General features: G+C 44.6%; 21 protein-coding genes. All 21 read left to right on the top strand.

Features of this window, described 5'->3' with window-relative positions:
* The first annotated feature begins 11 nt into the window (after positions 1 to 11).
* The 21 genes from rpsK (at position 12) to argJ (ending at position 18698) form a co-directional block, all read left to right on the top strand.
* Positions 12 to 404, top strand: coding sequence for a 30S ribosomal protein S11 (gene rpsK, locus ACZ42E_RS09750; protein ID WP_464892139.1), 393 nt, complete (start codon positions 12 to 14; stop codon positions 402 to 404).
* 16 nt (positions 405 to 420) lie between these two features.
* Positions 421 to 1050 carry a 30S ribosomal protein S4 gene (gene rpsD, locus ACZ42E_RS09745; protein ID WP_464892138.1) on the top strand — a complete coding sequence of 210 codons (630 nt, stop codon included), beginning with the start codon at positions 421 to 423 and terminating at the stop codon, positions 1048 to 1050.
* Between the two features lie 27 nt (positions 1051 to 1077).
* Positions 1078 to 2028: a DNA-directed RNA polymerase subunit alpha gene (locus ACZ42E_RS09740; RefSeq protein WP_464892137.1), complete on the top strand. Its 951-nt coding sequence runs from the start codon at positions 1078 to 1080 to the stop codon at positions 2026 to 2028.
* Positions 2029 to 2044: 16 nt separating this feature from the next.
* Positions 2045 to 2386, top strand: coding sequence for a 50S ribosomal protein L17 (gene rplQ, locus ACZ42E_RS09735; RefSeq protein ID WP_464892136.1), 342 nt, complete (start codon positions 2045 to 2047; stop codon positions 2384 to 2386).
* A gap of 7 nt (positions 2387 to 2393) precedes the next feature.
* The gene (locus ACZ42E_RS09730; RefSeq protein WP_464892135.1) at positions 2394 to 3224 is read left to right on the top strand and encodes an ATP-binding cassette domain-containing protein; all 831 of its coding nucleotides are present in this window, start codon (positions 2394 to 2396) and stop codon (positions 3222 to 3224) included.
* Entirely contained in the window at positions 3200 to 4084 is an 885-nt protein-coding gene (locus tag ACZ42E_RS09725) for an ATP-binding cassette domain-containing protein (RefSeq protein ID WP_464892134.1), read from the top strand. The genes ACZ42E_RS09730 and ACZ42E_RS09725 overlap by 25 nt, the downstream gene beginning before the upstream one ends.
* Positions 4077 to 4820 (top strand): energy-coupling factor transporter transmembrane component T family protein, encoded by a 744-nt coding sequence (locus ACZ42E_RS09720; protein ID WP_464892133.1) that lies wholly within the window; start codon positions 4077 to 4079, stop codon positions 4818 to 4820. The genes ACZ42E_RS09725 and ACZ42E_RS09720 overlap by 8 nt, the downstream gene beginning before the upstream one ends.
* Positions 4817 to 5566, top strand: a complete 750-nt coding sequence (gene truA / locus ACZ42E_RS09715) for a tRNA pseudouridine(38-40) synthase TruA (RefSeq protein WP_464892132.1) — start codon at positions 4817 to 4819, stop codon at positions 5564 to 5566. Before ACZ42E_RS09720 ends, truA begins: the two co-directional genes overlap by 4 nt.
* Before the next feature lie 165 nt (positions 5567 to 5731).
* Entirely contained in the window at positions 5732 to 6154 is a 423-nt protein-coding gene (rplM, locus tag ACZ42E_RS09710) for a 50S ribosomal protein L13 (protein ID WP_464893525.1), read from the top strand.
* Between the two features lie 11 nt (positions 6155 to 6165).
* Positions 6166 to 6558 (top strand): 30S ribosomal protein S9, encoded by a 393-nt coding sequence (gene rpsI / locus ACZ42E_RS09705; RefSeq protein ID WP_464892131.1) that lies wholly within the window; start codon positions 6166 to 6168, stop codon positions 6556 to 6558.
* Positions 6559 to 6720: 162 nt separating this feature from the next.
* Entirely contained in the window at positions 6721 to 9024 is a 2304-nt protein-coding gene (locus ACZ42E_RS09700) for an HD domain-containing phosphohydrolase (protein ID WP_464892130.1), read from the top strand.
* 89 nt (positions 9025 to 9113) lie between these two features.
* Positions 9114 to 9866: an N-acetylmuramoyl-L-alanine amidase CwlD gene (gene cwlD / locus ACZ42E_RS09695; RefSeq protein ID WP_464892129.1), complete on the top strand. Its 753-nt coding sequence runs from the start codon at positions 9114 to 9116 to the stop codon at positions 9864 to 9866.
* A 5-nt stretch (positions 9867 to 9871) separates the two neighbouring features.
* Positions 9872 to 11266 carry an AmmeMemoRadiSam system protein A gene (gene amrA / locus ACZ42E_RS09690; protein WP_464892128.1) on the top strand — a complete coding sequence of 465 codons (1395 nt, stop codon included), beginning with the start codon at positions 9872 to 9874 and terminating at the stop codon, positions 11264 to 11266.
* Between the two features lie 13 nt (positions 11267 to 11279).
* Positions 11280 to 12278: an AmmeMemoRadiSam system radical SAM enzyme gene (amrS, locus tag ACZ42E_RS09685; RefSeq protein ID WP_464892127.1), complete on the top strand. Its 999-nt coding sequence runs from the start codon at positions 11280 to 11282 to the stop codon at positions 12276 to 12278.
* A 193-nt stretch (positions 12279 to 12471) separates the two neighbouring features.
* Positions 12472 to 13254, top strand: a complete 783-nt coding sequence (locus ACZ42E_RS09680) for a short-chain-enoyl-CoA hydratase (protein WP_464892126.1) — start codon at positions 12472 to 12474, stop codon at positions 13252 to 13254.
* Positions 13255 to 13508: 254 nt separating this feature from the next.
* Positions 13509 to 14705 (top strand): methyl-accepting chemotaxis protein, encoded by a 1197-nt coding sequence (locus ACZ42E_RS09675; protein WP_464892125.1) that lies wholly within the window; start codon positions 13509 to 13511, stop codon positions 14703 to 14705.
* Between the two features lie 107 nt (positions 14706 to 14812).
* On the top strand, positions 14813 to 15466 hold the full coding sequence (locus ACZ42E_RS09670; protein ID WP_464892124.1) for an MBL fold metallo-hydrolase: 654 nt from the start codon (positions 14813 to 14815) through the stop codon (positions 15464 to 15466).
* 62 nt (positions 15467 to 15528) lie between these two features.
* Positions 15529 to 15813: a DUF4160 domain-containing protein gene (locus tag ACZ42E_RS09665; RefSeq protein WP_464892123.1), complete on the top strand. Its 285-nt coding sequence runs from the start codon at positions 15529 to 15531 to the stop codon at positions 15811 to 15813.
* A gap of 11 nt (positions 15814 to 15824) precedes the next feature.
* Positions 15825 to 16085 (top strand): DUF2442 domain-containing protein, encoded by a 261-nt coding sequence (locus ACZ42E_RS09660; protein WP_464892122.1) that lies wholly within the window; start codon positions 15825 to 15827, stop codon positions 16083 to 16085.
* 325 nt (positions 16086 to 16410) lie between these two features.
* Positions 16411 to 17457: an N-acetyl-gamma-glutamyl-phosphate reductase gene (gene argC / locus ACZ42E_RS09655; RefSeq protein WP_464892121.1), complete on the top strand. Its 1047-nt coding sequence runs from the start codon at positions 16411 to 16413 to the stop codon at positions 17455 to 17457.
* A gap of 35 nt (positions 17458 to 17492) precedes the next feature.
* Positions 17493 to 18698 carry a bifunctional glutamate N-acetyltransferase/amino-acid acetyltransferase ArgJ gene (gene argJ / locus ACZ42E_RS09650; RefSeq protein WP_464892120.1) on the top strand — a complete coding sequence of 402 codons (1206 nt, stop codon included), beginning with the start codon at positions 17493 to 17495 and terminating at the stop codon, positions 18696 to 18698.
* Positions 18699 to 18707 lie beyond the last annotated feature (9 nt).

Below are 18707 nucleotides of genomic sequence, written 5' to 3'. Positions count from 1 at the left end.
GGGATAATTTAGTGGCCAAAAAGACAACCACCAGGGTTAAAAGGCGTGAAAAAAAGAATGTCGAACATGGTATCGCTCATATAAAATCTACTTTTAACAACACTATTGTTACTATAACTGACAAAAACGGTAATGCTATTTCCTGGGCCAGTGCTGGTACTGTTGGATTTAAGGGCTCAAGAAAGAGCACTCCGTTTGCTGCTCAGCAGGCAGCTGAGGCAGCTGCGAAGGCAGCCATGGAACACGGCATGAAAGAAGTTGAATGTTATGTAAAAGGGCCTGGGGCAGGCAGGGAAGCAGCTATAAGGTCTCTGCAGGCTGCCGGACTTGAAGTAAGCTTAATCAAAGATGTTACACCTATTCCGCATAATGGATGCAGACCGCCTAAAAGAAGAAGGGTTTAAGGAGGTAGTGGTTTAAGTGGGAAGATATACTGAAGCAGTTTGCCGCCAGTGCCGTCGTGAAGGAGAAAAATTGTATTTAAAAGGGGACAGATGCTATTCTGACAAGTGTGCACTAGAAAGGCGCCCCTACGCTCCGGGAGTACATGGGCAAGGTCGCAGACAGAAGCTTAGCGAATATGGGATTCAGCTGAGAGAGAAACAAAAAACCAAAAGAATTTATGGCGTTCAGGAAAGACAATTCCGTAATTACTTTGAAAAAGCTGAGCGTCAAAGAGGCATAACCGGTGAAAACCTGCTGATACTTCTGGAAAGAAGGCTGGATAATGTGGTATATCGTCTGGGATTTGCCTCTTCCCGCAAAGAAGCGCGACAGCTGGTAAACCACGGACATTTTACAGTTAATGGCAAGAAGGTAAATATCCCTTCTATGCTGGTTAAGGTTGGAGATGTGATTCAGGTAAGGGAAAAGAGCAAAGCATCTCCCAAGTTCCAGGAATTGAAGGAACAGGCTGCTTATAAGGCAGTTCCGGAATGGCTCAGTGTAGATGTAGAAAATATGAGTGGTACTGTTTTGGCTTATCCGACTAGAGATCAGATTGATACTCCAGTTAAGGAACAGCTTATCGTTGAGCTGTATTCAAGATAAAGACCTCTGAAGGAGGGGATTAAATAAATGCTGGAGATGGAAAAGCCCCGTATCGAATGTGTAGAGAGAAATGAGGAAGCAAACTACGGGAAATTTGTTATTGAGCCTCTGGAAAGGGGATATGGCACTACCCTGGGTAACTCGTTAAGAAGGGTTTTGCTTTCATCTTTACCCGGAGCTGCCGTAACCTCGATAAAGATTGATGGGGTTCTGCATGAGTTTTCTACTATTCCTCATGTAGTGGAAGATACTACCGAAATAATTCTTAATATCAAGCAGATGGTGGTAAGCTATACGGGTAATGAACGTAAAATCATAAGGCTTGAGCAGACAGGGCCTAAAAAGGTTACTGCCGGGGATATCGAGCCAGATGCGGAAGTTACTATATTAAACCCGGATCTGCATATAGCTACTCTTGATGAAGGAGCCAAACTTAATATCGAGATGACGGTAGAGAGAGGACGGGGCTATGTAAGTGCAGATCAGCAGCCGATAAAGAAAGAGGAAATAGTAGGGGTAATTCCTATAGACTCCATTTATACGCCGATAAAGAAAGTCAACTATACCGTGGACAATACCAGGGTAGGCAAACGCACTGACTATGACCGTCTCACCCTGGAAGTATGGACCAATGGCAGCATTACTCCTGAAGAGGCTATAAGCTTATCAGCTCAAATCTTGATCGAATATCTGAAGCTTTTCACCGAAATTGATGATACCTATGCCGAAGTAGAAATTTTGGTGGAAAAAGAAGAGGAAAAGAAAGACAAGATCCTGGAAATGTCCATTGAAGAGCTGGAGCTTTCGGTCAGAGCGTCCAACGGGCTTAAGAGAGCAAATATCAATACGGTGGGCGATTTGATCAATAAGACCAGAGAAGAAATGAGCAAAATCAGGAATCTGGGACAAAAATCCCTGGAAGAAATCGAAAGAAAGCTTAAAGAGCTGGGCCTGGGCTTTAAACAGCCAGAGGACTGAGAAAGGAGGGCATAAGGTGAGCTATCGTAAATTAGGTTTAAGAAGTGATCACAGAAAAGCTATGCTCAGAAACGCAGTTACTTCACTTTTAGATCAGGGAAGAATAACTACTACAGAAACCAGAGCCAAAGAGATTCAGCGCATAGCTGACAAGATGATTACCCTGGGCAAACGGGGAGACTTACATGCCAGAAGACAGGCTTATGCCTATATAATGCGTGAAGATGTAGTTTATAAGTTATTTACCGAACTGGCTGAACGTTATGCAGACAGGCAGGGAGGCTACACCCGGGTTATAAGGACTGGCTTTAGAAAAGGGGACGGAGCTCCCATGGCCATATTAGAATTAGTTGACTAAGCAAATTATGATAAGGTTTGAAAATGTAAGCTATAGATATAAAGGCCATCCCGAATATATACTGCGGAATGTAAGCTTTAGCATCGAAAAAGGTGAGTTTATAGGGGTGGTAGGCAAAAATGGCTCCGGCAAATCAACTTTAGCCCGTATGTTTAATGGGCTGCTGCTTCCAAGCGAGGGAAAAGTCCTGGTAGATGGGCTGGATACCAGAGTGGCCAGTAACCTTTTTGATATACGGCGTAAAGTGGGTTTGCTCTTTCCTAATCCGGACAACCAAATAGTATCCAGTGTAGTGGAAGATGACATAGCTTTCGGACCAGGAAATTTAGGCCTTGCTCCGAAGGAGATAAGAGATAGGGTAGATTATGCACTAAAGCTGGTAGAGATGGAGGAGTTTAAAAAACATCCTCCTTATCTTTTATCGGGAGGGCAAAAACAGAGAATAGCCCTGGCAGGGCTTCTGGCATTAAAGCCTGATTATCTGGTTTTAGATGAACCTGCTTCTATGCTGGAAATAGAAAGCAGGCATAAGATAGCCGGGATTTTGCGGAGAATAAACCGGGAAGCAGGGGTTGCGCTTATCTGGATAACCCATAACCTGGAAGAGATAATCTATGCTGACCGGATAATGGTCCTAAAAGAAGGAACTTTGATTGAATATAAAAACTCTAAATCGCTTTTTTTGCAGACTGAAATATGGCAAAAAGCGGGTGTAGAACCTTTAGGCTATGCCCGCCTGCTGGAACTTTTGGGTATAGACGAAACCCTTATAAATCCCCGCAATTTTACACCGCAGGAACTGGTGGATTTTTTATGTCAATTAAAATGGAAAAGGTAACTTATATATATCAGCCAGGAACCCCCTGGCAAAAAACAGCTCTTTGCGATATGTCACTTTCCATAAAAAAAGGTGATTGTGTCGGCATTATGGGCAGGGCAGGTTCAGGCAAATCTACCCTGCTGCAGGTTTTAAATGGCCTTTTAAAGCCGCAGGCAGGCAGGGTAGTAATAGATGGTGTGGATATAAAGGACTTGTCTCCTGATAAAAAAGCCCTGTTAAGGCGTAAGGTAGGATTAGTTTTTCAGTTTCCCGAGGAGCAGTTTTTTTCCCCCACGATATACGAGGAAATAGCTTTTGGGCTGCGAAGTGCAGGCCTGGAAAATGAAGAAATAGAAGCACGGGTAAGAAATTCCCTGCAAAAGGTAGGGTTAGACTATGAGGCTTTTAAAGACCGCTTTCCGTATACTTTAAGCAGTGGAGAAAAAAGGAGGTTAGGGCTGGCTATCGTATTAGCTTTGCATCCGGATTACCTTTTGCTGGATGAGCCAACAGCAGCTTTGGATTTTGAAGGAAGAGAAAAGATACATGCGATAATAAAAGAGGTTAATCAGCAGGAAAATACTACAGTGATTATCGTGGCCCATCACCTGGAACATCTGGTTAATGTCTGCAATCGCATAATAATCCTAGAGGCGGGCAGGATAGCCATGGATTTAAAAACGGAAGAACTGGCAGCTTATGCTGAAGAACTGGCAGGGACGGGCATTTATCCTCCTTTTCACCATCAGGTTATATACGATCTTAAAAAAAGGGGTTTTGATATCAACATCCATCTTAAAACCCGGGAAGAGGCAGCCAGGGAGATAAAGAGAACATTTCCTTTTCTGTCAAACGAGGAGAAAAGAAAAGGTGAATAGAAACACAGGCATAGGACAGTATATACCAGGGGATTCGCCCATGCACAGGCTGGATCCCCGCAGTAAAGTAATAGCGACTCTCTTTTTCATAACAGCAGGGCTTGCTGCCCCCTTTCCCCAGCCTTTGCTGGCAGTTGTGCTGGCAGGATTGCTGCAGGCTTTTTTAACCGGCATAAATCTTCCTTACTATTTAAAATCAAGCCGGGTTTTGTTTTATCTTGTTTTAATCACTGCGCTTTTACAGGTTATTTTGGGGGTAAGGCCGGAAAAAGCCGGAGAACTTATCCTGCGACTTACCTTGATTATCATGGCTGTACAGATACTCATGACTACCACTTCCCCGCTCGCTTTGATGAGCGCCCTGGAAAGGATGCTATCGCCTTTCAAGCGATTAAAGCTGCCCGTAGAGGAGCTTATTATGATAATGACCATAGCACTGCGCTTTATTCCCCTTTATATGGAGGAGTGGGAACGTATAAAAAAAGCCCAGATGAGCAGGGGAGTAAATTTTGCGGATAAGCATGTGGCAAAAAGGATTAAAAATATTACAGCTTTATTAGTTCCGCTTTTTCGAATTTCTTTTGAGAGAGCCGGTGAGCTGGCTTTAGCCATGGAGACCAGGTGTTATCAGGGAGCCAGGGAGAGGACTTATCTTTATGATTTCAAAATTACTGCCAGTGATCTGTTTTATATCGCAGTTACAGGAGGAATAGCTTTTATAAGCATTTGCCTATGAACAGGGAGGAAATAAAAAGGGTAAAGCTGATAATAGAATATGATGGAACCAATTATCACGGATTTCAGGTGCAGAATAATGCTCACACTATCCAGGCGGAGATCGAAAAGGCTATCAATAAACTTACCGGGGAAAAAGTTGTGCTGGCAGCAGCCGGGAGGACTGATGCTGGTGTACATGCCCTGGGACAGGTAATTGCCTTTGACACCTCCTCCCGCATACCGCCTGACAGGTGGAAATACGCCTTAAACAGTGTGCTGCCAGGTGATATAAGGGTGAGGGAAAGCTCCTATGTGGAAAAAGGTTTTCATCCCAGGTTTAATGCTGTAAGCAAGACTTATCACTATCTTATCTACCGTAGGGAGAAGGGAGCCCTTTTTTACCGGAATTATGCCTGGGTAAACAGTGAGGTGCTGGACGTAGATGAGATGAAAAAGGCTGCCTGTTATATAAAAGGCACCCACGATTTTCGTTCGTTTTGCAGCAGCGGCTCTTCCGTAAAAAACTTTACCCGTACGGTAAAAAAACTGGAAATTGAGGATGAATTCCCTTTTTTATGGCTTAAAATCGAAGCAGATGGCTTTTTATACAATATGGTAAGGATTATAACCGGTACCCTGGTGGAAATTGGACAGGGGAAATATAAAGCTGAAGATATGAAAAATATAATAGAAGCCAGGGACAGAAATAAGGCAGGCATCACAGCTCCGCCGCAGGGGCTGTATCTGATAGAGGTAAAATACTGAAAAAATAAAAATTTACCCTTTTCTTGACAAAGATAAATCAAATTAGCTAATATAATTAGGTAGGCTTGTTTATATGCCTGTCTGGCCCCGTTGGCAGGCATAATAAGATAGAAGATGATGCTAAAATTTGAGATAAAAACAGGAGGGAAAACTGTGAAAACCTACATGGCAAAACCTGCGGAAGTTGAACGCAAGTGGTATGTTATAGATGCCAGCGGCAAGCCGTTAGGCAGGCTGGCTTCAGAAGTGGCTGCCATTTTGAGAGGCAAGCATAAACCTATATATACGCCGCATGTAGACACTGGTGATTATGTTATCATAATAAATGCCGAAAAAGTGGTATTAACCGGAGATAAGCTGAACAAGAAAATGTACCGCCACCATTCCGGATATCCAGGCGGTTTGAAAGAAATGAGCTACCGTGAACTTTTACAGAAGAAACCGGAAAAAGCTATTGAAATTGCAGTAAAAGGGATGCTGCCCCACAACCGTCTGGGAAGAAAGATGTTCAAAAAACTTAAAGTCTATCGTGGGAGCGAACATCCACATCAGGCTCAAAAACCGGAAATTCGCGAGCTTAGAGGGTAAGGAGGATGAAGATGGCAAAGGTACAGTACTGGGGAACCGGGCGCAGAAAAAAAGCGGTAGCCAGGGTAAGGCTGGTACCTGGTGATGGCAGGATAATCATAAATAATCGGGAATTTGAAGATTTCTTCCCCAATAAGGTAAGCCGCCTTATAGTTAAACAGCCTTTAGTTTTAACTGGAATGGAAGGCAGATTTGATGTTATCTGCCGTGTACACGGCGGTGGGATAAGCGGACAGGCAGGAGCAGTACGTTTAGGTATTGCCCGCGCACTGGTAAAAGCTAATCCGGATTTGAGGCCGCAGCTTAAGAAAGCCGGTTTCTTAACCCGCGATCCGCGCATGAAAGAAAGAAAGAAATACGGTCTGCACAAAGCCAGAAAAGCACCGCAGTATTCCAAACGCTAAAGTATATGCCTTGCAGGGCAAGGGAGGCAGTCTATTTTGGATTGCCTCCCTTATTTTTTTATTTATAGCTGTAAATACAGCAAGCTAATAGCTTATAATATAATTGTATAAAAATTGACAAAAAAGCTTATTTTCATACAACTGCAGCGGGCGGGGATGTATATGGCGAAAAAAACTTTGGGCATATTTTTATTACTGGTTTTATTGCTGGGAATAGGATTGAAAATAAATATGGAAAGGGAAGCTAGAATCGGGAAGTTTAAGTCTGATTACCAGAAAATAAGAATAGTTATGGATGACAATTATCCCCCATATGTTTTTCGCAATGAGAAGGGGGAACTTAAGGGGATACTCATTGATTACTGGAAGCTGTGGGAGGAAAAAACCGGCATAACGGCTGAGATAACGGCTAAAGACTGGGGAACAGCCTTATCCGAAATGAAAGAGGGAAAATATGATGTTATAGATACACTATTCTATACGGAAGAAAGGGCCCGCCTTTTTACATATTCCAGGCCTTATACCACTATCGAAGTGCCTATCTTTTTCCACCAGAATTTTTACGGCATAAGTGATGCGGATTCCCTTAAAGGCGTTATAGTTGGGGTTAAAAGCGGAGATGCCAGTGAAGCCTTTTTGAGGGATAAAGGGGTAAAAAACCTGGTAACTTATGAAAGTTATGAAGATATCATAGAAGGAGTCAAGAACAGGGAGATATTGGTGTTTGTAATGGATAAGCCGCCGGCTTTTTATTATCTTTATAAATATGGCTTGATTGACCAGTTCAAGGTTAGCTCCCCCCTTTATACCGGGGAGTTTCACCGGGCTGTCCGCAAGGGGGATGAAGAGCTGCTGAAAGCAGTGGAAGAAGGGTTTGCGCTCATTTCTCCGCGAGAATACCGCGCGATTGAGAAAAAATGGATGGGGCAGCCTCTTTATGAGCACCCTTATGTCAAGTATTTGCCGCACTTAATACTGGCAGCTGCTTTTATATTTTTTATCATATTACTCTGGAATTATCTTTTACAGAGAGAAGTGCGCAGGAAAACACAGGAACTGGAGGCAGAAAAGGAGCTTCTTTCCATAACCCTTTATTCTATAGGTGATGGGGTAGTGACTACCGATAAGGAGGGAAGGATTGTCGCCCTTAACCGGGCAGCCAGTGAGATCGCGGGCTTTTCCGAGGATGAAGCAAAGGGGCTTGCTTTTTCTGAGATTTTTTGCCTGATAAATGAAGAAGATGGAAGTAGAGAACCATGTCCGGCAGAAAAGGTTATAAAAACCGGGGAGATCGAAGAACTGGGAAATCATATATGCCTGATACATAAAGATGGGCATAAGGTGCCGATTGCCGACAGCGCTGCCCCCATAAAGGACAGCAAGGGCCGCATATGGGGAGCGGTGGTAGTTTTTCGGGATGTAACCAGGGAAAGGGAACAGAGGGAAAAGATTGTATATTTAAGCTATCATGATGTTTTAACCGGCCTTTATAACCGCCGGTTTATGGAGGAAAAGATAAAGCTCCTGGAAAGGGAAGAAATTCCGGTAACTGTCATCATGGGGGATGTTAATGGATTAAAGCTTACCAATGATGTTTTCGGCCATGAGGCTGGAGACAGGCTGTTAAAGGAAGCAGCCAAAATTTTCAGAGAGGTTGGACAGGATAAAGATATCATCGGCCGCTGGGGAGGAGATGAATTTTTACTCTTGATTCCCTATTCTACACCAGGTGAAGGGGAAGAGATTATAGGAAAAATAAGGGAAAGATGCAGAGAAACCAGAATAGAAGAGGTCAGGCTCAGCATATCCCTGGGCAGCTCTTTTCGGGGCAATGGGAGGCAAAGCCTTAGATACCGCATAAAAGAAGCAGAGGAAAGGATGTACCGCCAGAAGCTTATTGAAGGCAGAAGCTACCGGCATGGAATAATTGAAAGCCTTCTTTCCACCTTGTTCGTGAAGAGCATGGAAACCCGGGAACATACGGAGAGGATTAAGGATTTGTGCCTGCTGGTGGCAGAAAGGATGCTTCTTTCCAGCCGGGAAAAGGATGAACTGGTTCTCCTGGCTCTTTTGCACGATATTGGAAAAGTAGGCATAGAAAAAGATATACTGCTTAAGCCGGGGGCTTTAACTGAGGAAGAGTGGAAGGAAATGAGAAAGCACCCGGAAATCGGCTACCGCATAGCCCTTAACACTCCGGAACTGGCGTTTATTGCCGAATACATACTTTATCACCATGAGAGGTATGATGGAAAAGGCTATCCGCAGGGACTAAAGGGTAAGGAGATACCCCTTCTCTGCCGCATTTTAGCACTGGCAGATGCCTATGATGCCATGACCCAGGACAGGGTTTATCGTCCAGCCATGCCTAAAGAGGAAGCCCTTGCGGAGATAAGGAAAAACCGGGGAAAACAGTTTGACCCGGAAGTAGCGGATATTTTTTTAGATATTGTCGAAAAGCTTTAGCCCATGGTTTTTATGCCTGCAAAGCTGTAATGAAACTTCCGGATAAGGCATATATAAACTAATAATATGCCGCAGCGGGAGGAAAAAAGGTGAAAAAATATATTATATTTTTAAAGAGAAATAATGCAGGGATTGTAATTTTTGCCTGTTTTTTTCTTTTGTGTATCCTGGCAGCTTTCTTTGAGTTAAGGGAACCAGAAGGGATTGCTGCCTATAACCTGGCAAGCAAGGTAATAGTTGTGGACCCTGGACACGGCGGGATAGACACAGGAGCGGTCCGCGGGGATATAGTAGAAAAGAATATAACCCTTAAAATCGCGGAAAAGCTGGCCGGGGAACTCAGCAAGGGGGGAGCGGCGGTAATTATGACCCGCCAGGGGGATACAGACCTGGTGGAGGAAAATTTTAAAGGAGGTTACAGGGAAAGGCACCGTTTGGGGCTTACCAACCGGGTTAAAAAAGCTAACCAGACAGGAGCTGACCTTTTTATAAGCATCCATACCAATGCGGATCCTAATCCGCGCTGGCGGGGTGCGCAAACTTTTTATCATCCAGGCAGCATAGAAAGCAAAAAGGCAGCAGAAGCTATACAGGAGGAGATAAAGAATTGCCTTAAAAATACCTCACGGGCAGCTTTGGCCGGCGATTATTTTGTCATGAATAATACCGAGATGCCAGCCGTTCTGGTGGAGGTGGGCTTTATATCCAATCCAGAAGAAGGAAAACTTTTGTGTGATGAAGAATATCAGCGAAAAATGGCCTGTGCCATATGCCAGGGAATAGAAAAATACTTTGCTTTGCAGGATAGTGTACCACCTGAAAAAGAGGCAGAAAGGAGATAGGGATTATGCTTGCCTATGCTGCTCTTATGCCCCATCCTCCGATTGCAGTACCTGAAGTGGGGGGTGCAAATAGCCGGAAAATAGATAATATAGGAAAGGCCATGGAGAGTATAGGAAAAGATATAAAAGAAGCCGGGGTAGATACCTTAATTTTTATAACTCCCCACGGCAATGTTTTTTCTGATGTTTTAACCTGCCTGGCCTTGCCTCATCTTTACGGCGATTTGGCTTCTTTTGGCTGCCCTCAGGTGAAGCTGGAGGCGAAAAATGATCTTAAACTGCTTGAGGAACTGTCTTCTACAGCAGCTAAAAAAGGGATAGACTTTATTCCTGTCAATGAGGAGATTGCCAAAAAGTACCGGCTTAATACCAGGCTGGATCACGGCATACTGGTGCCTTTTTATTATCTTAAAAAAGCCGGCCTGGAAGATGTTTGCCTGCTTCCGGTAAGCATAGGCGGACTTCCCACCCTGACACTTTACCTTTTTGGACAGGCTTTAGCAGAAGCTGCTGATAACATAAACCGCAGGATTGCGGTTATTGCTTCTGGAGATATGTCCCACCGCCTAAAAGATGACGGGCCTTACGGATATCATCCCCAGGGCCCCGGGTTTGACCGCATGATAAAAGAGTACCTGGAAAAAGGGGATGTACAAGCCCTGCTCAATATTCCTGAAGATGTGAGGGAAGCAGCCGGAGAATGCGGTTACCGTTCACTGGTCATAATGCTGGGAGCCCTTGATGGAAGGGATTTTACCGTAAAACATGTGGAATATGCCGGACCATTTGGGGTAGGCTATCTTACAGCCGGGCTTGTGCCTGGGAAAGAGAGAGAAAGCCTGCTTATGAAACTTAAGAAGGATAAAGCGGAATTTATAAAAAAACGGCGGGAAAATGAGTCTGCCCCTGTAAAATGGGCGCGCCAGGTAATTGAAAGCTATGTAAGATATGGGGTCATACCCGATATTCCACCTGAACTGGAAAGCCTTAAAAAGGAAAGGAAAGCGGCTTTTGTTTCTTTGAAGAAAGATGGCCGTTTAAGGGGATGTATAGGAACTATACTTCCCTGCTACGGGAATCTGGCGGAAGAAATAGCCTATAATGCGGTGAGTGCCGCTACCAGAGATCCCCGGTTTTTGCCGGTAAAAGAAGATGAGCTGGAAGAAATAGTTTACTCGGTGGATATTCTGGAAAAACCGGAGCGGTGTACGAAGGAAGACCTGGAGCCCAGGAAATACGGGGTTATAGTGAGCAAAGGGAAAAGAAGGGGGCTTCTTCTGCCGGATTTGGAAGGGGTAGATACGGTAGAGGAACAGCTTAAGATTGCCCTGCAAAAAGCCGGCATAGAGGAAGATGAGGATTACGAGATTGAACGCTTTACCGTGACCAGATACACTTAAGGGGGCTTTGGTGGTGATAACAAAAGAGGCGGTTTTTTATGAGCAGCTCAAGGCTGATGAAGTGAGATGCCTTTTATGCCCGCATACCTGCCGGATAATGCCTGGAAAAACCGGCCTTTGCCGGGTGCGGAAAAACATTGCCGGCAGGTTAATAAGCTTAAGCTATGGGCAGATATCGTCCCTGGCCCTGGATCCGATAGAAAAAAAGCCCCTTTATCACTTTTATCCCGGCAGGAATATCCTTTCCGCAGGGAGTTTTGGCTGCAACCTGGCCTGCGGATTTTGCCAGAATTACAGCATAGCTCACGGGGAGCCTTTTTTATACCAGTTTATGCCGGAGGAGCTTTTAGATCTGGCTTTAGAAGAAAAAGAAAAGGATTCTGTAGGCGTTGCCTTTACCTATAATGAGCCCCTGATCTGGTATGAATATATAAGGGATACGGCAGAGCTTTTAAAGAGCCAGGGGTTAAAAACGGTTCTGGTTACCAATGGCTATATTGATAAACATGCCTTTAAAAAGCTTTTGCCGTTGATTGATGCCCTTAATATCGATATAAAAGCATTTAATGATGAATTTTACCGCCGCCACTGCCGGGGAGATTTAAGGACCGTGCTGGATAATGTTGAACTAGCGGCAGGCTATGCGCATGTAGAGATTACTACTCTTATCATACCAGGAGAAAATGATGATAAAAGGGAGATTAAAGCTCTGGCTTCTTTTTTGGCCAGGATAAATCCGCAAATTCCCCTCCATTTTTCCCGCTATTACCCGGCTTACCGGTTCAGGCTTCCCCCTACCCCGGAAGGGACCTTGCGGGAGGCTAGGGATATAGGCAGGGAATGTCTTGATTTTGTCTATCTGGGGAATATGCCGGGAGAAGAAAATAATACAGCGTGTTTAAACTGTGGCCGGGTGATTATAAAACGCCATGTTTATAATGTTGCCTTAGCCGGCGTAAAAGATGGCAGGTGCGCTTTTTGTGGCTCTGATCTTCCTTATATAGTTATGTGAACAAGATAAGGGAAAGCTTTTTAAGCTTTCCCTATCTATATGAAAGCCCCCGGATAATAATCCGGAAGCTGTTCTATAATTAGCATACCCACAATTAAATATATGAATACGGGGAAAGAAAAGTTACAGAAATATTCTAAATTTCTTAATTTTGTTATAAGATAGAGGTAGAAAATGTAAAGGGGTGAGGGGTGTGGACTATAAATATTTAAAGGTTGAAAAAGAAGGCTATGTTGGCATTATTACCATTAACCGGCCGGAGGTTTTGAATGCTTTAAGCAGCGAAGTTTTAAAGGAGATAAAAAGGGCAGCCGAATATATGGAAAAAGATGATGAGGTAAGGGTAGTGATAATAACCGGTGCCGGGGAAAAAGCGTTTGTGGCCGGAGCTGATATCAAGGAAATGCAGCCTTTAAATGCTGTGGAGGGCAGGAACTTCGGCAAACTGGGACAGGAAGTTTTCCGCTACCTTGAAACCATGGAAAAGCCGGTTATTGCGGCGGTAAACGGCTTTGCCCTGGGAGGCGGCTGTGAACTGGCTATGGCAGCTGATATAAGGCTGGCCTCCGAAAAGGCCAGATTTGGCCAGCCGGAAGTAACTCTGGGCATTATACCCGGTTTTGGCGGAACCCAGAGGCTGTCCCGCCTCATAGGGGAAGGCAGGGCTATGGAGCTTATTCTTACCGGAAGAATGATTACTGCGGAAGAAGCCTTGCGCATAGGCCTGGTAAATGCTGTTTATCCACCGGATAAACTTATGGAAGAAGCCAGAAAGATGGCAGAAATGATTGCGAAAAATGCCCCTTTGGCGGTAAGGTTTGCCAAGGCTGCCATAAACAAGGGATTGCAGGCAGATATAGATACGGCTATGAGCATAGAGGCAGACCTTTTTGGCATGTGTTTTGCCACCGAAGACCAGAAGGAAGGGATGAAGGCTTTTATAGAAAAGGGAAAAATAGAATTTAAGGGGCGCTAAAAACCGGCGATGGCTAAGGGATTTGCCGGAAAATAAGGCTTTTTAAAATAATCGGGGCACAGGCCAGCTGTATAAGGCTGGCCTTTTTTTGTCCATAAAGCGATGTTATGAAATACATAGAAAAAGATTTAAGCTGCAGCAAGAGGGATCAGGGCAGAAAATGGCGAAAAAGGAAACTGGAATAGTGTCAGAAAATAAAATATTTTTGTAATATTTGCCCGCGTAAAGTATGGGGACAAAACAGGAGGGGTATTATGCTAAATCGCCGCAGGCTGTGGGAGGAAGAGCTGAAGCAAAAAGAGGAGGAGATAGCCCGCCTTAAAAAGGAGATAAGTATTTTAAAAGCCGTCCAGAATGCCATGCCGGATGCCTATTACATAAGGGACATGGATTACAACATCATCCTGTGGCCCAGGATGATGGAGGAATTGACTGGTTATAAAGAGAGTGAAGTTTTGGGCAGGAAGTGTTATGACATAATAAAAGCCCCGGTGTGCAAGGATTGCCCCACCCAGAAATGCGTCCTTGCCAAATCAGGTTTTGTCAAGGATGCCCAGGATACCATGTATGACCGCTATGGAAATCCCAAGGTTTGCCTGGTTTCCAACGGCGGGGTGTATGATGAAAATGGAAACCCCATAGGGGCTATTGAAATCAGCCGGGATATTACCAAATACCAGAACCTTATAAATTCGGTAGGAGCGGAAGCGGAGCAGCTTAGCGCTGTTTCCGAGGAACTGGCGGCATCTTCTGAAGAGGTGAGCGCCCTTTCGGAAAAGGTGAGCGACAATTCGGCAGAAGTTTTGAAACTTACAGAATCCGGGGTAAAAAACAGCCGGGAGATTAATGAGAAAACCCGGCACTGCCAGGGATTTGCCCAGGATATAAGAAAGAACATGGAGCGGATAAACCAGTCCATGCATGACTCAGTTGCCAAAACCGAAGTCTTAAAGCAGAAATCGGAATTTATCATCAATATCGTGACTTCTATCCAGAATATAGCCTCCCAGACTAACCTCCTGGCACTTAATGCTTCCATCGAGGCAGCCCGGGCGGGAGAGGCAGGGAAAGGCTTTGCCGTAGTGGCCGATGAAATCCGCAAGCTGGCGGAGAGCTCCAGCCTGTCAGCCCAGGAAATAAAGGGCACGGTAGATGAGATAACCGGGCTGGTTGCCCAGGCTACCCAGTATCTTTTAGATACGGCTAAAGAGCTGGAAGAAGGGCAGAAAAGGATTGCGGAACTTACCCACTTGATTGAGGAAATAGCCAGAGGTTCCGATGAAAGCCTGAATTTAATGCAGTCTATAAATGAAGCTGCCAGCTATACTTCCCGCATAAGCGAAGAGCAGAACCAGTCTATGTCGGAAGTCGCCCGGGTGGGACAGGAACTGGCCTTAATTGCCCAGAAGTTGCAGGAAGAGCTGGAGAAGATGAGGAATGTGAGTTTGTAAGGGGATGTGTCTAAAAACCCTGCTTTTAAGAAAGGCAGGGTTTTTCCTTTTCCTTCCCTTTAACCAGGTTTATAATTAAAGAAAAAGAGAGGGAAGAAGGGGTAGGGATGGAACTTAATATAGTGACTTTAGGAATAACCAATACCTATATAATAAAGGGGAAAAACGGCTATGTGATGGTGGATGCCGGGGAATTAAGGAAAACGAAGAGCTTTGTGAGGCAGGTCAAGAATCTGGGGATTGAGCCGAAAAAGATAAATCTTATTGTCATTACCCATGCCCATTTTGACCATATAGGGAGCCTGGCGGATATTAAGGAGCTTTGTGGTTGTCCGGTTTTGCTGCATCCTCATGAAGCTGATATCTTGAGCCGGGGGGAAGTGGTGATACCGCCAGGCACCAATCCGGCCGGCAGGATGATAAGCGGGATGGGAAAAGGCTTTAAGTTTCTTTTTCGCTTTAAGCCGGTTACTGCCGAACTAAGATGTGAAGGGGAATTTGATTTGAGGCCTTATGGAGTGGAAGGAAAAGTTATCCCCACTCCCGGACATACTTCCGGCTCGCTTTCGGTGGTTCTGGAGGATGGAAGGGCTATGGTAGGTGACCTGGCCATGAATTTCCCCCTTACGAAAACCCATTATCCTATTTTTGCCGAACTGCCGGAAGAGGTGTATAAGAGCTGGCAGAAGATAAAGGAGATGGGAGGGGAAACGGTTTATCCAGCTCACGGTACATGTTTTCCGGTAAGCGAGCTTGATTGACATAAAATTTTCAGAAAACAGATTTGGTGGTATAATTTAGATAAGATTGATGTAGTTTGTAAATGCGGAGAGGATTGGAAATGCCGACTATAAGCATGTTCTATGGCATAATTATTAAAATGTTTTATGCTCCTGAAGAACACAATCCTCCTCATTTTCATGCTTACTATGGTGAGCATAGGGCAATTATTGATATAAGGACCTGTGAGCTAAAAGAAGGTTATTTGCCTAAAAAGCAGCTTAAGATTGTTTTGGCGTGGGCAGAGCTCCGGCAAGAAGAGCTTATGGCGAACTGGGAACTGGTCATGAACGGGGAAATTCCTTTTGAAATTGAGCCTTTAAAGTAGGAGGTGGAAGTATGTATCTGGCTGTCGTAGCTGTTGAACCTTTAAGTGAATATAGATTGCTTTTAACTTTTGAAAATGGTGAGAGGAGGATCTTTGATATGAAGCCTTATTTGGAAAAGGGTATTTACCGGGAGCTTAAAGACGAAAGTAAATTTAGAACCGTCAGGGTGTCTTTTGATAGTATTGAATGGTGCAATAAAGCTGACATCGACCCTGAGTTTTTGTATGAAAAGAGCGTTAAATACTCTGCAGAGCAGATGCGAACAGGTTAAAGGATGAGATACCTGTTCTAAGATTTTTATCCTTAAAAATGAAAAGACCAAAATTTTTATCGGCAGCTTAACAGGGCTGCTTTTTATTTTTAACCCTATTGAAAAAATATTCATGTAGATGTATAATTATTAAAACCTGAAGCGGTTACAGGATATGGATATTTTATATAGATGAAGGTTTTGCATAAAAGGCATTTTCAGTTTTTTCTGGCAGGCATCATCCCGTTATTTAAGCCTGGGTGGATGATACCTGAAAAGGATTTATAAAAATATAGGTTATGCAAAAATTTAAGATTATAGACAGGCTGCAGGGAGGCATTTTGCGATGCACAAATATAAAATCGGCATTATCGGGGACGGCTATACAGCAGCTGACCTTTTGCGGCTGCTTGCTGGGCATGATGAGGTAGAGGCGGTTTTGATATTTTCGGCGGATAATGTGGGAAAAAGGATAGATGAGGTGTATCCCAGCCTTTCCCGTTTTCACTCGCTAACCTGTATGGCGACTGATTTGGAGATGATAAAGGAAAAATGTGATGCGGCGTTCCTGGCTCTTCCCCACGGGCTTTCGGTTCCGATAGTTGCTGAGCTTAACAGGTGCGGGGTAAAATGTATTGACTTAGGGGCCGATTTTAGGCTAAAGAATCCGGAAGTCTATGAGCAATATTATGAAAAAAAGCATGAGAATATAGAACTTTTGAAAGAGGCGGTATACGGCATTCCGGAACTGAACCGGGAGGAGATAAAAAAGGCATCGGTTATTGCCAATCCCGGCTGTTTCCCGACCAGCAGCATAATACCTCTGGCTCCCCTTCTTAAAGCCAGGGTTATAAAAAATGAAAATATAATTATCGACTCCAAAACCGGGGTTTCGGGAGCAGGACGGGGGCTAAAACAGGCCAGCCTTTTCTGTGAGGTAAATGAAGGGGTTAAGGCCTATGGGGTAGGCAATCACCGGCACTTTCCGGAAATACTGCAGGAACTTGAAAAGGCAGCTGATTGTAAGGTGGATATGGTCTTTACCCCCCACCTTATTCCCATGAGCCGGGGGATTTTGAGCACCATTTATGTAGAGCTTGAAGAAGGGGTAAAGGAAGAAGATTTGCGAACAGTTCTTAATGAAAAATATAAAGATGAGTTTTTTGTCCGCATACTGCCTGAAGGGATTATGCCGCATACCAGGTGGGTAACCGGCAGCAATTTCATAGATATAGGGGTTTATGCTGATGAAAAGAGAAAAAAAGGGATTATAGTTTCCGCCATAGACAATCTGGTCAAAGGAGCTTCAGGACAGGCTATCCAGAATTTAAACCTGGTTCTGGGGATAGATGAAGGTAAAGGCTTAAGAAACCTGGCTCCGCTATTTCCCTAAACATTTTGCCAGTTAATGGAGGAGGATGAGAAAGCATGAAAGTCATAGAAGGTTCCATAACTGCCCCTAAAGGCTTTAAAGCGGGGGCGGTATGCTGCGGGGTCAAGAAAAAAGGGAAAAGGGATGTAGCAGTTATCTATTCCGATGTTAAGTGCAGGGCAGCCGGCGTTTTTACTACCAATAAGGTGCGGGCAGCCTGTGTGGATATAACCAGAAAACATCTGGAGAATGGAGAAGCGCAGGCTATTGTGGTAAACAGCGGCAATGCCAATGCCTGCACCGGCGAGAGAGGGGTAGCCGATACCCTGGAGATGGCAAGCCTTACCGCGGAACTTTTGCATATAAAGCCGGAGGATGTCCTGGTTGCTTCTACCGGAGTTATAGGGGTATTTATGCCTATGGACAAGATAAGGGATGGGATAAGAAGGGCCAGGGAGGCTTTAAGCGCTGACGGGGGACATGAGGCAGCTCTGGCCATTATGACTACTGACCTGGTGGCCAAGGAAATCGCGGTGGAGATAGAGCTTGACGGCAAACCGGTAAGGATTGGAGCGATAGCTAAAGGTTCAGGCATGATTCATCCGAATATGGCGACTATGCTGGCTTTTATAACTACCGACGCGGCAATTACGGCTGAATGTTTGCAGGCAATTATAAAGTCATCAGCTGATATTTCCTACAACATGATAAGTGTGGACCGGGATACTTCCACCAATGACATGGCGCTTATCATGGCCAATGGGCTTGCCGGCAACAAGCTTATTGATGATATGACATCCCCCGATTTTAAAAAGTTTAAGGAAGCGGTTGATTTTGTGAATATAAACCTGGCCAAGATGATTGCCCGGGATGGGGAAGGGGCTACCCGGCTTATAGAAGTGCAGGTGGTGAATGCTCCTGATGAGGAAAATGCCCGGCTTATTGCCCGTTCTATTGTATCTTCCAATCTTACCAAAGCGGCAGTTTTCGGAAGAGATGCCAACTGGGGAAGGATTCTGGCGGCTGCCGGGTATTCAGGAGCTGATTTTGACCCTTACAGGGTGGATGTTTATCTGGGAAGCGAAAAGATGGCGGAAAACGGGATGGGGCTCGTTTTTGATGAGGATAGGGCAAGAAAAGAGCTGGATAAGGACCCGGTGATAATAAGAGTAGATTTGAAATCCGGGGGTTTTTCCGCTACTGCCTGGGGATGCGACCTTTCTTATGAATATGTGCGCATAAATGCAGAATACCGGACTTGATGGGAGGGT

This window comes from Thermosyntropha tengcongensis (genome assembly GCF_055381335.1).
This window is presented reverse-complemented; position numbering and strand designations above follow the sequence as displayed.

Coding starts and splice junctions, on each gene's coding strand:
- rpsI (WP_464892131.1), top strand. CDS start 6,166: ATGGCAAAGGTACAGTACTGGGGAACCGGGCGCAGAAAAAAAGCGGTA.
- ACZ42E_RS09730 (WP_464892135.1), top strand. CDS start 2,394: ATGATAAGGTTTGAAAATGTAAGCTATAGATATAAAGGCCATCCCGAA.
- ACZ42E_RS09660 (WP_464892122.1), top strand. CDS start 15,825: ATGTATCTGGCTGTCGTAGCTGTTGAACCTTTAAGTGAATATAGATTG.
- ACZ42E_RS09700 (WP_464892130.1), top strand. CDS start 6,721: ATGGCGAAAAAAACTTTGGGCATATTTTTATTACTGGTTTTATTGCTG.
- ACZ42E_RS09740 (WP_464892137.1), top strand. CDS start 1,078: ATGCTGGAGATGGAAAAGCCCCGTATCGAATGTGTAGAGAGAAATGAG.
- ACZ42E_RS09670 (WP_464892124.1), top strand. CDS start 14,813: ATGGAACTTAATATAGTGACTTTAGGAATAACCAATACCTATATAATA.
- ACZ42E_RS09665 (WP_464892123.1), top strand. CDS start 15,529: ATGCGGAGAGGATTGGAAATGCCGACTATAAGCATGTTCTATGGCATA.
- ACZ42E_RS09725 (WP_464892134.1), top strand. CDS start 3,200: ATGTCAATTAAAATGGAAAAGGTAACTTATATATATCAGCCAGGAACC.
- argJ (WP_464892120.1), top strand. CDS start 17,493: ATGAAAGTCATAGAAGGTTCCATAACTGCCCCTAAAGGCTTTAAAGCG.
- truA (WP_464892132.1), top strand. CDS start 4,817: ATGAACAGGGAGGAAATAAAAAGGGTAAAGCTGATAATAGAATATGAT.
- argC (WP_464892121.1), top strand. CDS start 16,411: ATGCACAAATATAAAATCGGCATTATCGGGGACGGCTATACAGCAGCT.
- ACZ42E_RS09675 (WP_464892125.1), top strand. CDS start 13,509: ATGCTAAATCGCCGCAGGCTGTGGGAGGAAGAGCTGAAGCAAAAAGAG.
- rplM (WP_464893525.1), top strand. CDS start 5,732: ATGGCAAAACCTGCGGAAGTTGAACGCAAGTGGTATGTTATAGATGCC.
- amrA (WP_464892128.1), top strand. CDS start 9,872: ATGCTTGCCTATGCTGCTCTTATGCCCCATCCTCCGATTGCAGTACCT.